General features: G+C 62.1%; 17 protein-coding genes. All 17 read left to right on the forward strand.

Going from position 1 to position 16055, the window contains the following annotated elements; all coding sequences use genetic code 11:
• The first annotated feature begins 12 nt into the window (after positions 1-12).
• The 17 genes from CQW31_RS18340 to CQW31_RS18420 all read left to right on the forward strand — a co-directional run bounded on the left by CQW31_RS18340 (position 13) and on the right by CQW31_RS18420 (position 16041).
• On the forward strand, positions 13-888 hold the full coding sequence (locus CQW31_RS18340; RefSeq protein ID WP_099815108.1) for a head maturation protease, ClpP-related: 876 nt from the start codon (positions 13-15) through the stop codon (positions 886-888).
• A 14-nt stretch (positions 889-902) separates the two neighbouring features.
• Positions 903-2117: a phage major capsid protein gene (locus CQW31_RS18345; RefSeq protein ID WP_099815109.1), complete on the forward strand. Its 1215-nt coding sequence runs from the start codon at positions 903-905 to the stop codon at positions 2115-2117.
• Between the two features lie 43 nt (positions 2118-2160).
• Positions 2161-2550 carry a hypothetical protein gene (locus tag CQW31_RS18350; RefSeq protein WP_099815110.1) on the forward strand — a complete coding sequence of 130 codons (390 nt, stop codon included), beginning with the start codon at positions 2161-2163 and terminating at the stop codon, positions 2548-2550.
• Positions 2551-2553: 3 nt separating this feature from the next.
• The gene (locus tag CQW31_RS18355) at positions 2554-3030 is read left to right on the forward strand and encodes a head-tail connector protein (protein ID WP_099815111.1); all 477 of its coding nucleotides are present in this window, start codon (positions 2554-2556) and stop codon (positions 3028-3030) included.
• Entirely contained in the window at positions 3030-3371 is a 342-nt protein-coding gene (locus CQW31_RS18360; RefSeq protein WP_099815112.1) for a phage head closure protein, read from the forward strand. Before CQW31_RS18355 ends, CQW31_RS18360 begins: the two co-directional genes overlap by 1 nt.
• Positions 3364-3828: an HK97-gp10 family putative phage morphogenesis protein gene (locus CQW31_RS18365; protein ID WP_099815113.1), complete on the forward strand. Its 465-nt coding sequence runs from the start codon at positions 3364-3366 to the stop codon at positions 3826-3828. The genes CQW31_RS18360 and CQW31_RS18365 overlap by 8 nt, the downstream gene beginning before the upstream one ends.
• 7 nt (positions 3829-3835) lie before the next feature.
• Positions 3836-4204 (forward strand): DUF3168 domain-containing protein, encoded by a 369-nt coding sequence (locus tag CQW31_RS18370; RefSeq protein ID WP_099815114.1) that lies wholly within the window; start codon positions 3836-3838, stop codon positions 4202-4204.
• A 52-nt stretch (positions 4205-4256) separates the two neighbouring features.
• Positions 4257-4772 (forward strand): phage tail tube protein, encoded by a 516-nt coding sequence (locus CQW31_RS18375; RefSeq protein ID WP_099815115.1) that lies wholly within the window; start codon positions 4257-4259, stop codon positions 4770-4772.
• Between the two features lie 9 nt (positions 4773-4781).
• The gene (locus tag CQW31_RS18380) at positions 4782-5120 is read left to right on the forward strand and encodes a phage tail assembly chaperone family protein, TAC (protein WP_054886651.1); all 339 of its coding nucleotides are present in this window, start codon (positions 4782-4784) and stop codon (positions 5118-5120) included.
• Positions 5121-5149: 29 nt separating this feature from the next.
• The gene (locus CQW31_RS31690; RefSeq protein WP_099815116.1) at positions 5150-5404 is read left to right on the forward strand and encodes a hypothetical protein; all 255 of its coding nucleotides are present in this window, start codon (positions 5150-5152) and stop codon (positions 5402-5404) included.
• Between the two features lie 90 nt (positions 5405-5494).
• Positions 5495-6310: a hypothetical protein gene (locus CQW31_RS18390; RefSeq protein ID WP_143524233.1), complete on the forward strand. Its 816-nt coding sequence runs from the start codon at positions 5495-5497 to the stop codon at positions 6308-6310.
• Between the two features lie 42 nt (positions 6311-6352).
• Positions 6353-9754, forward strand: coding sequence for a phage tail tape measure protein (locus tag CQW31_RS18395; protein WP_099815118.1), 3402 nt, complete (start codon positions 6353-6355; stop codon positions 9752-9754).
• Complete coding sequence (locus tag CQW31_RS18400) at positions 9754-10101, forward strand: phage tail protein (protein WP_099815119.1); 348 nt, start codon at positions 9754-9756, stop codon at positions 10099-10101. Before CQW31_RS18395 ends, CQW31_RS18400 begins: the two co-directional genes overlap by 1 nt.
• A 37-nt stretch (positions 10102-10138) precedes the next feature.
• Positions 10139-10840, forward strand: a complete 702-nt coding sequence (locus CQW31_RS18405) for a phage minor tail protein L (RefSeq protein ID WP_099815120.1) — start codon at positions 10139-10141, stop codon at positions 10838-10840.
• Between the two features lie 2 nt (positions 10841-10842).
• The gene (locus tag CQW31_RS18410; protein WP_099815121.1) at positions 10843-11625 is read left to right on the forward strand and encodes a C40 family peptidase; all 783 of its coding nucleotides are present in this window, start codon (positions 10843-10845) and stop codon (positions 11623-11625) included.
• Positions 11622-12206: a tail assembly protein gene (locus CQW31_RS18415; RefSeq protein WP_099815122.1), complete on the forward strand. Its 585-nt coding sequence runs from the start codon at positions 11622-11624 to the stop codon at positions 12204-12206. Before CQW31_RS18410 ends, CQW31_RS18415 begins: the two co-directional genes overlap by 4 nt.
• 55 nt (positions 12207-12261) lie before the next feature.
• Entirely contained in the window at positions 12262-16041 is a 3780-nt protein-coding gene (locus CQW31_RS18420) for a phage tail protein (RefSeq protein ID WP_099815123.1), read from the forward strand.
• Positions 16042-16055: the final 14 nt, after the last annotated feature.

The following is a 16055-nucleotide window of genomic DNA, read 5'->3' on the forward strand; positions in this document are numbered from 1 at the left end:
CTGGAGTAACCCATGACTCTCAAGACACTACCGGCAGCGCCGGCGGTGCGGCCGCACGCGCGCGTCGAATCCGATCTCCTGCCAAAGGCCATGGAGCGCTGGAATCCAGCGATCAAGGCTGCAGCCGGTGACGACTCCACCACCATCACCATGTACGACCCGATCGGCATGGACTGGTGGACGGGCGAGGGCGTTACCGCCAAGCGCGTCAGTGCCGCACTTCGCAGCATCGGCGACAAAGACATTACCGTGAAGATCAACAGCCCAGGCGGCGATGTCTTCGAGGGCCTGGCGATCTACAACCTGCTGCGCGAGCACAAGGGCAAGGTAACCGTCCAGGTGCTTGGCCTGGCTGCCTCGGCTGCGTCGTTCATTGCTATGGCCGGTGATGAAATCCAGATCGCCCGAGCCGGCTTCATGATGATCCACAACGCCTGGACCATCGCCGCTGGCGACCGAAACGACTTCACCGAAGTCGCTGACTTCCTCGACCAGATCGACGCCACCCTGGCGGACATCTACGCGGTCAGGACGGGCGATAAAGCCGCAGCAATGCGCGCCCTGATGGACGTAGAGACCTGGATGGGCGGCAGTTCGGCAGTCGAGGCCGGATTCGCGGACGGCCTGCTCCCATCGGATGCGGCACAGGAAGACCCGCAAGCCAGCGAGCCTCAGCAGGTCGCGGCACGACGCCTGGACACGATCCTGGCCAAACAGGGCATGCCTCGCTCCGAGCGCCGAGCCCTGATTCAAGAACTCAAAGGGGGTACGCCTGGCGCTGCCCCCTCCGGTACGCGCAGCGCTGCCGAAAACCCGGCCGACCTGGCCAACCACTTTGCTGATCTACAGGCCGCCATGTCGCGGTTCTCGGCAGCAGCCCTCAAGTAACCGGAGAACATCCCATGGCAGACAACACCGCTGACCTGCTCAAGCAGGTTTCCGCCGAACTCAAGCAGGCGACCAGCGACTTCAGCAAGCAGGCCGAAAACGCCCTGGCTGAGGCCAAGAAGGCCGGCAGCCTGTCCGAAGAAACCAAGGCCGCCGTCGATGAGATGGCCACCAAGTTCAACAGCCTGACCGAGGCAGAGAAGCAACTGAAAGCACAGCTGGGCGAGCTCGAGCAGGAGTTCGCGCGCCTGCCTTCGGCTGGCACCCCGCAGCCCCAGGACAGCCTCGGCGGCGTGGTGATCAAGAGCGAAGCGCTCAAACAGTTCGCGGCCAGCATCGAGGGCGGCAAGCGCGTCAACATTCCGGTCAGCGCCGCCTTGCTGTCCACCGATGTTCCCGCCGGCATCGTCGAGCCTCAGCGCCTGCCCGGCATCGACACCGCGCCGAAGCAGCGGCTGTTCATCCGCGACCTGATCGCCCCGGGTCGAACCACCGCCCCGGCGATCTTCTGGGTGCAGCAGACCGGTTTCACCAACGCCGCCAAAGTCGTGGCCGAGGGCACTCCCAAGCCGTACTCGAGCATCGAATTCGCGTCGAAGCTCACCGCGGTGTCGACCATTGCTCACATGTTCAAGGCCTCCAAGCAGATCTTGGACGACTTCGCCCAGCTGGGTTCGACCATCGACGTCGAAATGCGCTACGGCCTCAAGTACGTCGAGGAGCAGGAGATCCTGTTCGGTGACGGCACTGGCGTGCACCTGCACGGCATCGTCCCCCAGGCCTCGAAATACGTCCCGGCGTTCGATGTAGAGAATCGGTCGGGCATCGATGATCTCCGCCTGGCGATGCTGCAAGCCCAGCTGGCGCGTCTGCCGGCTTCCGGTCATGTCCTGCACTTCATGGACTGGGCCAAGATCGAGCTGACCAAGGACACGCTGGGCCGCTACATCCTCGCCAACCCGCTGGGCCTGGCCGGCCCCATGCTGTGGGGGCTGCCGGTGGTGGCCACCGAGGTCGCCGCCTTCCTGGGCAAGTTCCTGACTGGCGCATTCCAGACCGGCGCGCAGCTGTTCGATCGTGAGGACGCCAACGTGGTGATCTCGACCGAGAACGCCGACGACTTCGAGAAGAACCTGATCTCGATCCGCTGTGAAGAGCGTGCTGCGCTGGCGGTCAAGCGCCCGGAAGCGTTCATCTTCGGTGAGTTCGCCGCCCCGGTCACTCCGTAACCCAATGTGAGGGCCGCACAAGGTGCGGCCCCTGGAGGCATTCATGAAGTTGAAAACCCTGAAACCTCTGTACCTGGGCGGCCAAACGCTGGTGGAGGGCACGCCCTTCGAGACCATCGAGCAGCACGGGCGCCAGTTGATCCAGAAGGGCTATGCCGAACTGGACGACTCGGAAAGCGAGGCGGTGTTGACCATTTCGCAGGACGACGCAGTTGGCTCTGGCGTGCTGACCACCGGCAGCTTGGGCGCCGTCACCTTGCCGATTGCTCAGCCAATCACCTCCTTCAAGCCGAAGCACAAGGGCGCAGGCAAGTACGTCGTGGTTGACGCTGAAGGCAACCAGGTTGGCGATTTTTCCGGAACCCAGGAAGAGGCCGCCGCTGAAGCTGAGCGACTGATCGCTGGCGGCGAGCCAGAGCAGGCCGAGGAGTAAGCCATGTCTGTGATCGCCATCGACTTGGCAATGCATCACCTGCTGGCCGAGCCAGAGGACCAGGTGTTGGTGCAGGCACAGCTTGATGCGGCGGAAGAGGCGGCGATGATGTTCCTGAATCGCCGCTTTTACCTGGATCAGGTCGCGCTCGACACAGCCCGCGCGGGCGTGCACGGCGCGCTGCAGGCTGCCAAGAGCGCGAATGCTGCGGCGACAGGGGCTGCCGAGGCGGAGCAGGACCACACCCTGCGCTGCCGCCTGCTTGAGCACGCCCGCCAGGCGCTGGCCGACGCATACGACCAGGCAGACGCCATTGCCTACGGCATGGTGCTCAACCCCGCAATCCAGTCTGCCTGCCTGCTGAAGTTGGGCCATCTGTTCGCCAACCGTGAGGAGGTGGCCACCGGAACGACCGCTGTGGAGCTGCCGCTGGCGTCCCAGCACCTGCTGATGCCTTACCGCATCCGGATGGGTGTGTGATGCAGGCCGGAAAGCTCCGGCACCGCATCGACATCGAGGAGGTGACTATCCCCCGAGATCCGGTTACCGGTGAATACGGCGAACCTCAGTGGGTGGCGCGCTGGCCTAAGTGTCCGGCGCGTGTCGAACCGCTATCGGCCCGCGATCTGGTAGCTGCCCAGGCCGCCCAGTCCGAGGCCACGGCGAGAATGGTGATCAGGTACCGGCCCGGTGTCTTACCTGCCATGCGCATCGTTTATCGGGATGAGGTTTACAGCATCGAGGGTCCGCCGCTGGCTGACCCCAACTCCGGGCTGGAGTACTTGACGATCCTGGTTTCCAAGGGGGCGAAAGATGGCTGACCAGATCAGCGTGCGCCTACAGGGATTGAAGGCCGCCACCGATAAGATGACCGCCCTGGCGCCGAAGCTGCGCCGAGGCGCCTTGCGCAAGGCAACCCGCCAGGCTATGAACATCGTCAGGGATGACGCCAAGGCGCGGGCGCGGGCGCTGGATGATCCAGAAACCGCCGAGAAGGTCTGGAAGAACATCATCACCCAGGAATCGGCCCGCCAAGGGCGGCGCGAGGGCGGCGTGGTGATGAAGGTCGGTGTTCGCGGTGGCGCCAGTTCGAACCAGCACAGCCAGGACGCCAGCGGCAACCCGGGCGGCGACACCCGGCACTGGCGCTATCTGGAGTTCGGCACCAAACACAACCCGCCGGCCCCGTTCATGCGGCCGGCGTTCTGCACGAACGTCAACGCCGTGACCGAGCGCTTCGTGCAGGTGTTCGGGCAAGAAATCGACGCGGCATTGTGAGGAACCCATGGAGGCGCCAATTTTCGCCGTTTGTTCGGCTGACCCCAGAGTGGCTGCGCTGATCGGCTCTGGCATTGATTGCCGGCTCTACTCGTTCGGCCTGGCCCCCGAGAAGCCGACCAAGCCGTATGTCGTCTGGAGCGTGATTTCCGGCAGCCCCGAGAACTACCTGGCCGGTCGTCCCGACGCCGACAGCTTCACCCTGCAGCTGGACGTGTATGCCGCAACTGGCGCACCGGTGCTGGCCGTCACCAAGGCGCTGTGTGCGGCGATCGAGCCGCGCGCCTATGTCGTCCGCTGGGGAGCTACGGACCGCGACCCGGATACCAAGGACTTCCACCGAAGCTTCGACGTGGACTGGATAGTCCCCCGCTGAATCCATCAAGCCCGCCCAGTGCGGGCTTTCTTTTATCCGACAGGAGACCACCATGTCGATTTTGACCCAAGGCACCCAGGTCTTTGCCCTGGTACCGCCTACCTCTGGTACCGGCGCGATGACCGTGATGGAGGTGGAGTGCGCCACCGCCTTCAACCCCGGCGGCTCCCCCAAGGAGCAGATCGAGGATACCTGCCTCAGCTCCGACGAGCGCACCTACAAGCCGGGCCTTCGCACTCCGGGCCAGGCTTCGCTGACTATCAACGCCGATCCGAAAAGCCCAAGCCATGTCCGGCTGCATCAACTGTCAGAGGCGAATGGTGACACCACCTTGAAATGGGCGGTGGGCTGGTCCGACGGCCCGCGGGATGCTGAAGGAAAGCCGACCGCGCTGCCGACAGTGAACGCAGATGGCGATGACTTCGAGCTGCCAGCGAGTCGCACCTGGTTCTTGTTCCAGGGTTACGTCGCTGACTTCCCGTTCGACTTCGCCGCCAACACCGTGGTCAGCACCGCGGTTTCTATCCAGCGCTCGGGCGGCTCCGCCTGGGTACCGAAAACCGCCTAAGGGGTAGCCATGGATCTCGCGCAACTGAAGAAGAAAGGGGGCGTCATCGCCGACGCCCTGGTGCCGAAGGAAGTCGAGTGGAAGCACGCCGACAAGAACGGCAAGCCCATTACCGACAAGTTCACCGTGCACGTTCGCCGGCACGCCTTCGGCGTCATGGAGGCCATGTTCGCCGGCGGCGAGGCCGAGCGCTTCAAGAACGCCCGCTACCTGGCCGCCTCGATCATGCTGGGCAAGGACGGCACCGAGGAGCTGCCGTTCGATGATGCCGTCAACCTCGACTCGGCCCTGGGCATCGTCCTGCTCAATGCCGTCAATGAGGTAAATAACCCCCCAGCAAAGAGCTGACCCCGGCCGACGAGCTGTGGCATGAACTCGTGCTGAATGGGGTAGGGGGCGGCACAATCGCTGAGGCCAAGGCCACGCTTTCCTACGCGGAAGTGCTGGCTTGGGTTGCCTATCGCGATAAGCATGGGTCACTGAACCTGGTGCGACGAGTTGAGCTCGCTGCCGGGCTGATAGCCCTGCAGGTCAACCGAGGCGGGGGCGGCAAGGCCGATCTCTACGACTTCCTGCCACACCATTCCCGGCCGGGGAGCGATCTTGAGCACGCTATGGCTACGTGGAACTAATCTTTGGTAAGAGTGCTTTGTACTGGCATGTTAGATTAGCCCTCATCGTCACGTACGGTGACGATTACATCACTGAGAAGAGGACGGTTGATGAGGGCTATATGGATATTGGTTCTGGCGGCAGTTATTTCTGGCTGTGCTCAGCCTGCGGGGATTAGTAGATATCAACGGCCAGGTCCATCTGAGGCTTATGTCGATATTCGGCCTTACGTTTTTGATGGGCGATTTTCTTTCTATACGTCACCCAACGACTTAATCGCTAAGCTTAATTCCCTTGGTGGCGGTCAGGAGAAATACGAAACTGACTCTCAGTTCCAGGCCAGAATGGCCAAGCTAGGCCTTTCTGCAGTTATGTCTGAGATAAAGGACTATCAAATTGATTTCGATAAAACTAGCGGGGCTCTGACCTTCAAGCAAAATATGACGGACGCACAACTACTGGGTTTCAGAAGCGGGGCGGCGTCTATTTCAGATTATAAAAACAGTTACTACTGCATCATGCTGCCGGACACTGAGCACAAAACCGGCGAGTTCGTTGGGCAGAACGCTTATGGGGCAAAAGCGCTTGTCGATAAAGTCGAGATCGACAGAGTAAGCCTCGTAGGGCCGGCTGTACCTAAACAAGCAGTTGGTGTGGTTTTTGTAGACCTGATGGCGAAGCTTAATTTGTCGGTGGCGGAGTTTAATTCTCAAAGAAACGACTTAAGACTTGCTGTTGTATTTGAGCCTATCCCTAATTACCTTCAAAAAGAAACGCGCTACGGCACTGCAACGATAACTAACAAACGCGAGGCTAAAGTAAATAACTATTTCGTTAGCTCGAAGCTAGCAGCAGTCAGTATCGTAAACATAAAAACCAAACAAATCGTTTCCGAAGGTGCAAGAGTTAGATTCAAGTCCCTTTAACATGAGCCCGCATTGCGGGCTTTTTTTCGCCTGGAGGAAAGCATGGCGAGTCGCTCCCTGGGCACTCTGACCCTCGACCTAATCGCCAGGATAGGCGGTTTTCAGCAGGGCATGGATCAAGCGGCGAGATCAACTCAGCGCAGCATGGCTCAAGTTGAGAGGCACGCTGACCGAGCGTCTGCGGCGGTCATGGCATCCTTCAAGACTATTGCCGGTGCTGCTGCCGCATATCTCGGCGCCCAGCAGGTAGTCCAGTACTCGCAGGCGTGGGTTGGCGTCCAGAACCGAATCAAACAGGTTTCGGAGACTTTCGAGGATTTCTCCAGGCAGTCCCAGGCCGTCTTCTCGATCGCGCAGAACTCGCACTCGTCCCTAGACGCAACCGCAGAGCTCTATCAGCGTATTGCTGCGTCATCTGGGCAGCTTGGCGCAAGCCAAGAAAAAATTGCCCAAGTCACTCAGAACATCAGCAAGGCAATGTCTGCGAGCGGTGTATCTGCTGAGGCGGCTCAGGGCGCCTTGGTCCAACTGGGCCAGGCATTTGCTTCTGGGGTACTTCGTGGGGAAGAGTTGAATTCCGTCCTCGAGCAGGCCCCTGGGCTGGCCCAGGCGATTGCGGATGGTCTTGGTGTCGCGCGCGAGTCGCTTCGCTCGATGGGAGAGGCAGGTAAGCTGACTTCCAAGGAAGTTTTCGCCGCGATCCTGAACCAGACCAGAGCTATCGATGATTCGTTTGCACGATCGCAGACAACCATCTCTGGAGCTTTCCAGGTGATGGAGAACAGTGCAATCAAGGTCATCGGTACGCTTGACGAGTCGCTTGGCGTGACGAAGACCTTCGTCAGCGCAGTTCTTGAACTATCCAAGGCGTGGGACACCAATGGCGTTCAAACCTATACTCAGTTGCTGAAAACCGGGCTCTATGTGGCCCTCGGGCGCGTGGCCGCAGGGTTTGTAAATTCCAGTGCTGCGAAATGGGCAGACTTCCAGGCTACGAAACAGCAGACTTACATTACCTCGGTCGCCGCTGCCGGCGAGCTCCGCAGGGCCGAGGCAGTTCGTGCCGGGGCTGCCGCTGATGTGGAGGCCGCAGCGCGAGCTGTTGCCAGCGCTAAAGCCAGGGTCAACGCCGATCGCCAGGTCCTGGCCTCTGACGTTTCGAGGTTGCAGTCTGTTCAGGCGGCATTGGCTGCTGAGAAAGTGCTGGAAACCCAGAGGCTTCAGGCTCAGATCACTGATGTTGGCCGTCAGCAGGCAGTGGCCAGAATGGCTGAGTTGCGGTTGGCTGAGGTTGCGATTACCAATCAGCTTGCAGCGGCAGAGGCAAAGCTGGCAGCCACAACTCTGGCAACATCCGCCCAGGTCACTGCGGCGATCAACCAGCAAACGGTGGCCAAAGAAGCGCTAGCCGTGGCGACCGCGCAGGTTACTGTTGCCCAGACGGCGTCGACTGTAGCAATGGGAGCATGGTTCTCGGCCGCCACCACAATGGGTGCTGCTCTCGTGACGCTGCGGACGGCTGGCGCAGCTGTATTGCGCATGGCTGCCGGATGGCCGGGCTTGATCCTGACCGTTGGCGCGCTGGCGCTGTCCTTCATCGACTTCGGCGACAAGGCTGAGGAGGGTGCCGGAAAGGCTGCGAACGCTTTCGAGGATGCCTCGATGCGCATCCGCCAGGCTTCCCGGTCCATGCTGCCGGAGAACCTGAGTACCCAGTCCTACGATCAGTTGCAGGATCGATTGAGGGGGCTGCAGGCCGAGCTCAAGGAAACTGAGAAGCTGCAGGAGCGGTTCCAGAAGGGGGTCGACGACAAGAGCGACGTGCCGTTTGAAACATCGCTCGACGCCTCGAAAGAGAAGGCAGACGCGCTCAGGCTGGCCATCCAGTCGGTGCAGAAGGAGCTGAACAGCTCCCGCTTGGCGTCGGACAAGGAAGGCAGCACCTACCTCAAGAACCTCGAAAAGCAGGCCGTGGTTGCGGGCAAGCTGACCGAAGTGGAGAAGTTGCGAGCCCAGATCGCTGCCGGCGCAGTCAAGTTCTCGCCAGATGACGAAAAGAAGGCCCTGGCGGCCGCTGAGGCAATCGACAAGGCGAACAAGGTGCTGAAGGAGTCGAAGGCCGGCGACAAGGACAGCAAGGCGCTCAGTCGGCGCTTCGAGGAAATGGAGGAGGGGTATCAGCGGCAGATCGAGCTGATCAACACCTCGACCGACAAGCGCAAGAATGCGACCGAGGTCGAGAAGCTGGCCTTCGAGGTTTCCACCGGCAAGCTGGAGGGCGTCAATGCCCAGCAGCGTAAACGCCTGGAGGGCCTGGCGGCTGAACTTGACGCGCTGAAGAAGCTGAAGCAGGCCGAGGAAGATGCCAAGAAGCTGGCCTCCTTCCGGTCCAGCGTGAACGAGGACTACCAGACTGCGAAAAGCGGGTTCGATCAGGAGCTTGCTGGCGCCGGCCGCGGCGACAAGTACAAGGATCGACTGAAAGAGCGCCTGGCGATCGAGGAAGACTTCAACCGTCAGCAGCGTGAACTGGTCCTGCAGCGCAACAGTGGTGACATCAGCCAGGGTCTGTACGACCAGGAAACCCAGGTGCTCAGCGATGCCCTGTCCGAGCGTCTGGAGCTGCAGAATGACTACTACAGCCAGCTCGACGAGGCGCAGAGCAACTGGATGGACGGGGTCACCAGCGCCTGGGAGAACTTCGCCGACGCCGCGAACGACTACTCGGCCATGGCCGCCGATGCGACAACATCGACTCTGGGAAGCGCCAGAAGCGAGCTCAGCTCGTTCATGTCCGACGTTGCCACCGGCTCGGCTGACGCGGGCGACGCGCTGATGGACATGATCACCGGCTTCGCCAAGTCGATGATCGGCGCGCTGGCAGACATGGCAGCGCAGTGGTTGATTTATCAAGGTGTTCAGCTGTTGGTCGGCAAGAGCACTCAGTCGGTTGCAGCAATGGGCATGGTGGCCAACGCGCAGGCGACGGCATTCCAGGCACAGCTGGCCGCGTATGCCTCCACTGCCGCAATCCCGGTCGTTGGTCCGGCTCTGGCGCCTGGTGCAGCGGTTGCTGCCGCAATGGCAACGGCGCCGATGGTGGCCGGGGTGGCATCCACATCCCTTATGGGGATGGCGCATGGAGGTTATGAAAACATCCCGCGAGAAGGCACCTGGCTGCTCGATGGCGGTGAACGGGTTCTCGCTCCCAACCAGAACCGCGACCTGACCCAGTACCTGCGCAATGCGAACGATGCTGGCTCGGGCGGCGGCGGTGCTGGCGGAGTGACCATCAACGCACCGGTCACCGTCCAGGCCCAGCCGGGCATGAGCGATGAAGCCGCGCGGCGGCAGGGAGAAATGATGGGGCAGGCGTTCAGGCAAACCATCCGTGAGGTCGTTAACGAAGAGTTCGCCCAGGGCGGCTCGATGTGGAGGCGGTAATGCCCGAGACATTCAGCTTCTGTACCAGGGTCGGCGCCTCTGGCGAGATCAAGCACAGGGTTTGGGAAAACGAGTTTGGCGATGGTTACGTCCAGTCAGGCGGCACTGGCATCAACGGAAGATCGCAGGAATGGTCGCACCAGGCCACGGGGAGCCTGGAGGAGGGGCAGGAGCTTCGCCAGATGCGCGATTTCCTCGACCGCCACGAAGGCTACAAATCGTTTCTTTGGACCCCACCTGGCGGCGATCCAGGCCGGTACAAGGTCAACGGCTACAAGCTGGACCCGCAAGGCGCCGGGATATTCAAAATCAGCTTCATCATGAAGCAGGTGTTCACCCCCTACTGACCCCGCCTGTGCTGGGTTTCATTTTTCTGAGGCCCCCATGACTTTCGAGACCGATATCCAAAAACTCGAGCCGGGCAACCAGATCCGGCTGTACGAGGTGGACGCCACCCGCCTCGGCGGCAACCTCATGCGCTTCCACGGCCACGCCCAGGAAGGCGACATTATCTGGCAGGGCCAGCTGTACGAGCCAATCCAGATCGAGGCCAAGGGCTTCGACATTCGCGGCGACGGTCGGCCCGCCACACCAACCCTGCAACTGGCGAACGAAATCGCTGGCGTGCGCGGCGCGGTCACGGCGATGTGCCTGGCGCTCAAGGATCTAGCCGGTGCGCGGGTGAAGGTCATCGAGACCTTCCGGCACTTCCTGGACGCTGCCAACTTCCCGGACGGCAACCCCAATGCGGCGAACCAGGCACGTGAGAACCTATGGTTCATCGAGCAGAAGACCGAGGAAGACCGCGAGCAGGTGACGTTCCAATTGTCGAGCCCGCTCGACCTGGGTGGCGTGCAGCTTCCCAGCCAGCAGATCACCAAGCTGTGCCGCTGGGCCACGCGCAACGGGTACCGTGGCGAGGCCTGTGCGTACGCTGGCGCGGCGATGTTCACCAAGCAGAACGAGCCCACGGACAACCCTGCGCTCGATCGCTGCGGCGGCCGTTGGAGCAGCTGCAAGCTTCGCGGCAACACCTGTCGTTTCGGCGGCTCCATGGGCGCGAGCCTGATCGCAAGTTCGAGGTAACCATGCGCATCAACCAACAGCTCCAGGCCGCGATCCGCGAGCATGCCGAACGCGAGCATCCAGCAGAAGCCTGTGGCGTGCTGATCAAGACCGACGCCGGCCGCGAGTACGTGCCATGCCGCAACCTGGCACGGACCCCGCGCGACCAGTTCACGCTTCACCACGAAGACCTGGCCCAGGCCGAAGACCGCGGCACCCTGCTGGCGATCATCCACAGCCACCCGGACGCGAGCCCGCGCCCCAGTATGGCCGACAGAGTCAGTTGCGAGTTACACGAAGTGCCCTGGGGCATCGTGTCGTGGCCGGGCGGGGATATGGAGTGGTTCAAGCCCACCGGCTACGTCGCCCCGCTGCTGGGGAGGGATTTCTCGCATGGCCTGCTCGACTGCTGGGGCGCTTGCCGCGACTGGTATGCCCGAGAGGCCGGGCTGGTGCTGCCGAACTTCGAGCGCAAGGACTTGTGGTGGGAGGAGGCCGAGGGGCCGAGTCTGTACGAGGAGAACTTCAAGGGTGCTGGCTTCTACCAGGTCAACGAGCCGCGCCGTGGCGACATGCTGGTCTTCATGGTGCCATCGCCTGGTCGTCCGTGCTTCCACCCGAACCACGCTGCAATCTATCTCGATGACGAGCCGGCGCTGGTGAGCGAGGACGCCCCAGCCCTTGGCGGATCCGGCCCGTTCATCTACCACCACATGGCCGGCCGGGCCTCTACCCGCGACATTTACGGCTGGTCGATGGCCAACCGCTGCCGACTGATCCTCAGGCACAAGGACTACCAGCCATGAAGCGCACCGTGAAGCTGTACGGCGTGCTGCGCAAGCACTTCGGGCGCGAATACCTCCTCGACGTGCAAAGCCCGCGAGACGCGGTGCAGGCGCTGTGCATCATGCTGCCAGGCTTCGAGAAGTTTCTCGCAACAGGGGAGGAGCGCGGCCTGGTGTTCACCGTGTTCTCCGGCCGCCGCAACCTGGCGCCCGAGGAACTGGACCTGCAGGGCAGCGATGCCGAAGAGATCCGCATCGCGCCGATCATCCAGGGCAGCAAGCAAGGCGGCCTGTTCCAGGTGGTGCTCGGCGCCGTGCTGGTGGTCGCCGGGGTATTCACTGGCGGCCTGAGCTCCGGTGTCGGTATTGCCCTGATGGCTGGTGGTGCTGCGCTGGCGCTTGGCGGTGTCGTGCAGATGCTCTCGCCGACGGCCAAGACTGGCAGCCTGGACCGTAACGAAGACGGCAACAACCCTAGTTACGGGTTCGGCAGCGCCGTCACCACCATTGCCCAGGGCAACCCCTATCCGGTGCTCTATGGTGAACGGGAGATCGGCGGGGCTATCGAGTCCGGCGGGGTGTACCCACAAGACAAGCTGTAGCCACGACTCGATTACCTGACCTGCTTCGGCAGGTTTTTTTGTTTCTGGAGGAAGAATGGGCGCAGAAGTGAAGTGCAAGACCCCGGCCCCGCGTGCGCAGCGCCGCCAGATCACCGGGCACAAGGGCGGCAGCAAGAAGCCGAAGCAGCCCAGCATCGCTTCGAACAGCGTGCCGTCGATCTCCACGGCACGCCTGGTCTACCTGTGGAGCTGGGGGCCGATCGTTGGCCCGGTGAACGGGCTTCGGTCGGTCAAACTCGATGGGACACCGATCATGGCCGAAGACGGCACGGTGAACTACCCGGGAGTGAAGTGGCAGTTTCGCTCTGGTGAGCTGCATCAGGACCGCCTGGAGGGTGTGACCGAGTCAAGCAACGAGATCCAAGTGGCGCAGGAGCTGCGCACCACAGCGCCTTGGGTTTACTCGATCAACAACCCGGTGATCGATGCGGTGCGGGTGCGGTTCGGGTGGCCTGTGCTTCAGGCCCAGGACAGTGGCGGTAACATCAACGGCGTGCGCATCGACTATGCGATTGACGTGGCCACTGACGGAGGTCCCTACCAGCAGGTGCTGGAGTCCTACGTCGACCGCAAGAACGTCACCAAGTACGAGCGATCCCATCGCATCGACCTGCCGGAGGGCAGCAACTGGACGATCCGGGCGCGCCGCATCACGCCCGAGGCCAACAGTTCCTTGGTGCAAGACGCGATGGTCGTGGAGGCGATCGCCGAGGTTGTCGACAGCGACCAGGAGTACCCGCTGACGGCAGTTGGCTGCGTTGAGTACGACGCCCAGCAGTTCGGCGGGGATTTCCCGAAGATTGCCGTGCTGATGCGCGGCCGCATCGTCCGGGTGCCGATGAACTACGACCCGGAAACCCGCACCTACGCCACCGGCGGCCCCGGTACCAGCGGTGGCATCTGGGACGGCTCGTTCAAAGAGGCTTACACCAACAACCCGGCATGGGTGTTCTACGACCTAGCCCTGCACCCGTACTACGGCCTTGGCGACCGCATCGACGCGAGCATGATCAACCGCTGGTCGCTCTACCGCATCGCGCAGTGGTGCGACCAACTGGTGCCAGACGGGAAGGGCGGGCAGGAGCCACGCTTCACCTGCAACCTCTACCTGCAGAAGCAGGCCGAGGCCTGGGCGGTGCTGCAGGACTTGGCTGCAATCTTCCATGGCCTGGCCTACTGGGATGGCAACCAGATCGCCGTGAATGCTGACATGCCACAGGACCCGGTCTACACCTACACCGTGTCGCAGATCCTCGGTGACGGCGCGATCAAGTACACCGGCAGCAAGTGGCGCGACCGGCACAGCCTGGCCGTGGTGTCGTTCGACGACCCGGCCCAGGGCTTCGAGACCGATAAAGAGCCGGTATTCGACGAAGGCGCAATGGCGGAGTATGGGGTTCGCGACGTGTCTGTTGAGGCTGTTGGCTGCACAAGCCGTGGCCAGGCGCAGCGTGCTGGTCAGTGGGCGTTGCTGACAGAGCAGCTGCAGACCCGTGGCGCAACGATCAATGTCGGCCTGGATGGGTACATCCCGAAGCCCGGCACAGTAATCGCGTTGTCCGACCCGATGCTGGCCGGCCGTGCCAACGGCGGCCGGATAGCCGCTGTTACCGGGCGTGTAGTGACACTCGACCGTGACGTTGATGTGCCAACTGGTGCCCGCCTGCTGGTGAACCTGCCGAGCGGCAAGACTGAAACGCGGCAGGTACGGTCGGTCTCTGGCCGCCAGATCACCGTGATGGCCGACTTCAGCGAGCCACCGCAGCCGGAGTGTGCCTGGGCGATCGATTACGACGACCTGAAACTGATGCAGTTCTACGTCCGCAACGTGACCCGGCCGGAATGGACCAGGTTCCAGCTGGAGCTGATCCAGCACGAGCCGAGCAAGTTCGACGCCATCGATCACGGCACCATGATCGACGACCGGCCGATCAGCGTACTGCCACCAGGCGTGCAGGATGCGCCGGCGCGCGTGATAATCAGCAGCAGCTCGGCCATTGACCAGGGAATTGCGGTCACCACCATGACCATCGGGTGGGACGCCGCTCCGGGCGCGGTAGCTTACGATGTGGAATGGCGGTGGGGTTCACGCGACTGGATAAAAGTCCCCCGCACCGGTGAACTTTCCGTGGATGTGCGCGGCGTGTACGCCGGCCAGTACCTGGCCCGGGTGCGAGCCATAAACGCGATGGATGTAGCGTCCATCCCAACCACGTCGGTGCTCACTGACGTGGCCGGGAAGACCACGCCGCCGCCGGCGCTGGCTTTCCTGCGCACCAAGTCGGAGGTCTTTGGCATTCGTCTGGAATGGGGCTTCCCTCAAGGAGCGGAAGATACGGCCTACACCGAGCTGCAGATGTCGTCTACGTTCGGCGGAGAGAACCCAGAGGACTTGGGCCGGCAGGCTTACCCGACTTCCAGCTACCTGCACAGCGGGATGGCTGCTGGTGTTCTCAGGTACTTCCGCGGCCGGCTGGTCGACCGCACCGGCAACGTCGGGCCGTGGTCAGTCTGGGTAGACGGCCAATCCAGCGCCGACGCAGACGAAATTCTCGACTACATCACCGGGAAGATCACCGAAACCCAGCTGGGTCAGGATCTGCTCAAGGAAATCGAGAAGATCAGTGGCGACGGCCTGGGTTCCGTGAATGACCGGTTCAAAGCCGGTGACCAAGCCCTGCAGAGCCAGATCGACTCGCTGTCTGCCCAGATGGCGGACCTGGCCGGCGCCGAGGACTGGGCATCGGGCAAGCCATACTTGGCCGGCACATTGGCTAAGCATGATGGCAAGCTGTACCGGGCGAAGGTGGATGTACCCGCCGGAACACCCGTGACCGAGGCAGCCTACTGGGAATACTTGGGCGACTATGCGTCGCTGGGTGACCTGGTGACTGCGCTGGCGGTACGAGTGGATGGCGTCGAAACCAGCGTGGAGGAGATCAATGGCGAGCTGACCGCAATGGCAAGCCGGATCCTCGGTGTCGAGGCAGCTGTTGCACCGCGCATGGCTGGCGCAACCAGCTGGCGCGCAGGGGAGCAGGGTGCATATGCCGGCGCGTTCTCGATCTACTCGGCATTTGCCCAGGCCGACATGGCGATCGCCAAGCAGGTGACCGAGGTCAAGGCCCAAGTCGACACCAACCTAGCGCGAGTTGTGCGCAGCGTGGAAACACTCACGGATGACGTATCTGCCCTGGCCAACACTACTGACACCCTCACTGCTCGCGTCGGCGAGGCTGAGAGCGAAATTCAGAACGTGTCCCAAGCTGTTGTAGACGAGGCTGGCGCACGCGCCCAGCAGGTCGGCACGCTCACCACTGAGCTGAACGGTACCAAGTTGAGCGTGCAGCAGAATGCCCAGGCCATCGCAACGACCGACGGCAAGCTGCAGGCCATGTACAGCATCAAGGTAGGTATCGATGCGAACGGGCGGTATTACTCCGCCGGCATGGGCATTGGCGTAGAGAACACACCAGGAGGAATGCAGTCGCAGGTTAACTTCCTGGCTGATCGTTTTGCCGTGATGCAGAACATCAACGGTGTGCCTCAGGCCATGTTTGCCATCGAGAACGGGCAGACGGTAATTGCGTCGGCGTTCATCTCCAAGCTGGCGGTACAGAACGCGATGGTTGGTGGCTATGTCCAGTCGTCCGAACAGAGCAACTGGGGGACGCCGATCATGGCCCAGAACTTCGCCAATGGGACCATTGCCACCTATCACCCGACAATGGCCAATACCTACACGGTGATGAACCGCAACGGTATTACGGTGGTTATTAACGGCGTTGTTCGTGTACGCATGGGTACTTGGTAGAGAATATGCCTACA

The sequence above is a fragment of the Pseudomonas sp. 382 genome (genome assembly GCF_002759075.1).
Taxonomy (GTDB): domain Bacteria; phylum Pseudomonadota; class Gammaproteobacteria; order Pseudomonadales; family Pseudomonadaceae; genus Aquipseudomonas; species Aquipseudomonas vlassakiae.

What these genes read in the sequence shown, in the direction of transcription:
- CQW31_RS18340 (WP_099815108.1), top strand. Translation starts at nt 13, where the DNA reads ATGACTCTCAAGACACTACCGGCAGCGCCGGCGGTGCGGCCGCACGCG.
- CQW31_RS18345 (WP_099815109.1), top strand. Translation starts at nt 903, where the DNA reads ATGGCAGACAACACCGCTGACCTGCTCAAGCAGGTTTCCGCCGAACTC.
- CQW31_RS18350 (WP_099815110.1), top strand. Translation starts at nt 2,161, where the DNA reads ATGAAGTTGAAAACCCTGAAACCTCTGTACCTGGGCGGCCAAACGCTG.
- CQW31_RS18355 (WP_099815111.1), top strand. Translation starts at nt 2,554, where the DNA reads ATGTCTGTGATCGCCATCGACTTGGCAATGCATCACCTGCTGGCCGAG.
- CQW31_RS18360 (WP_099815112.1), top strand. Translation starts at nt 3,030, where the DNA reads ATGCAGGCCGGAAAGCTCCGGCACCGCATCGACATCGAGGAGGTGACT.
- CQW31_RS18365 (WP_099815113.1), top strand. Translation starts at nt 3,364, where the DNA reads ATGGCTGACCAGATCAGCGTGCGCCTACAGGGATTGAAGGCCGCCACC.
- CQW31_RS18370 (WP_099815114.1), top strand. Translation starts at nt 3,836, where the DNA reads ATGGAGGCGCCAATTTTCGCCGTTTGTTCGGCTGACCCCAGAGTGGCT.
- CQW31_RS18375 (WP_099815115.1), top strand. Translation starts at nt 4,257, where the DNA reads ATGTCGATTTTGACCCAAGGCACCCAGGTCTTTGCCCTGGTACCGCCT.
- CQW31_RS18380 (WP_054886651.1), top strand. Translation starts at nt 4,782, where the DNA reads ATGGATCTCGCGCAACTGAAGAAGAAAGGGGGCGTCATCGCCGACGCC.
- CQW31_RS18390 (WP_143524233.1), top strand. Translation starts at nt 5,495, where the DNA reads ATGAGGGCTATATGGATATTGGTTCTGGCGGCAGTTATTTCTGGCTGT.
- CQW31_RS18395 (WP_099815118.1), top strand. Translation starts at nt 6,353, where the DNA reads ATGGCGAGTCGCTCCCTGGGCACTCTGACCCTCGACCTAATCGCCAGG.
- CQW31_RS18400 (WP_099815119.1), top strand. Translation starts at nt 9,754, where the DNA reads ATGCCCGAGACATTCAGCTTCTGTACCAGGGTCGGCGCCTCTGGCGAG.
- CQW31_RS18405 (WP_099815120.1), top strand. Translation starts at nt 10,139, where the DNA reads ATGACTTTCGAGACCGATATCCAAAAACTCGAGCCGGGCAACCAGATC.
- CQW31_RS18410 (WP_099815121.1), top strand. Translation starts at nt 10,843, where the DNA reads ATGCGCATCAACCAACAGCTCCAGGCCGCGATCCGCGAGCATGCCGAA.
- CQW31_RS18415 (WP_099815122.1), top strand. Translation starts at nt 11,622, where the DNA reads ATGAAGCGCACCGTGAAGCTGTACGGCGTGCTGCGCAAGCACTTCGGG.
- CQW31_RS18420 (WP_099815123.1), top strand. Translation starts at nt 12,262, where the DNA reads ATGGGCGCAGAAGTGAAGTGCAAGACCCCGGCCCCGCGTGCGCAGCGC.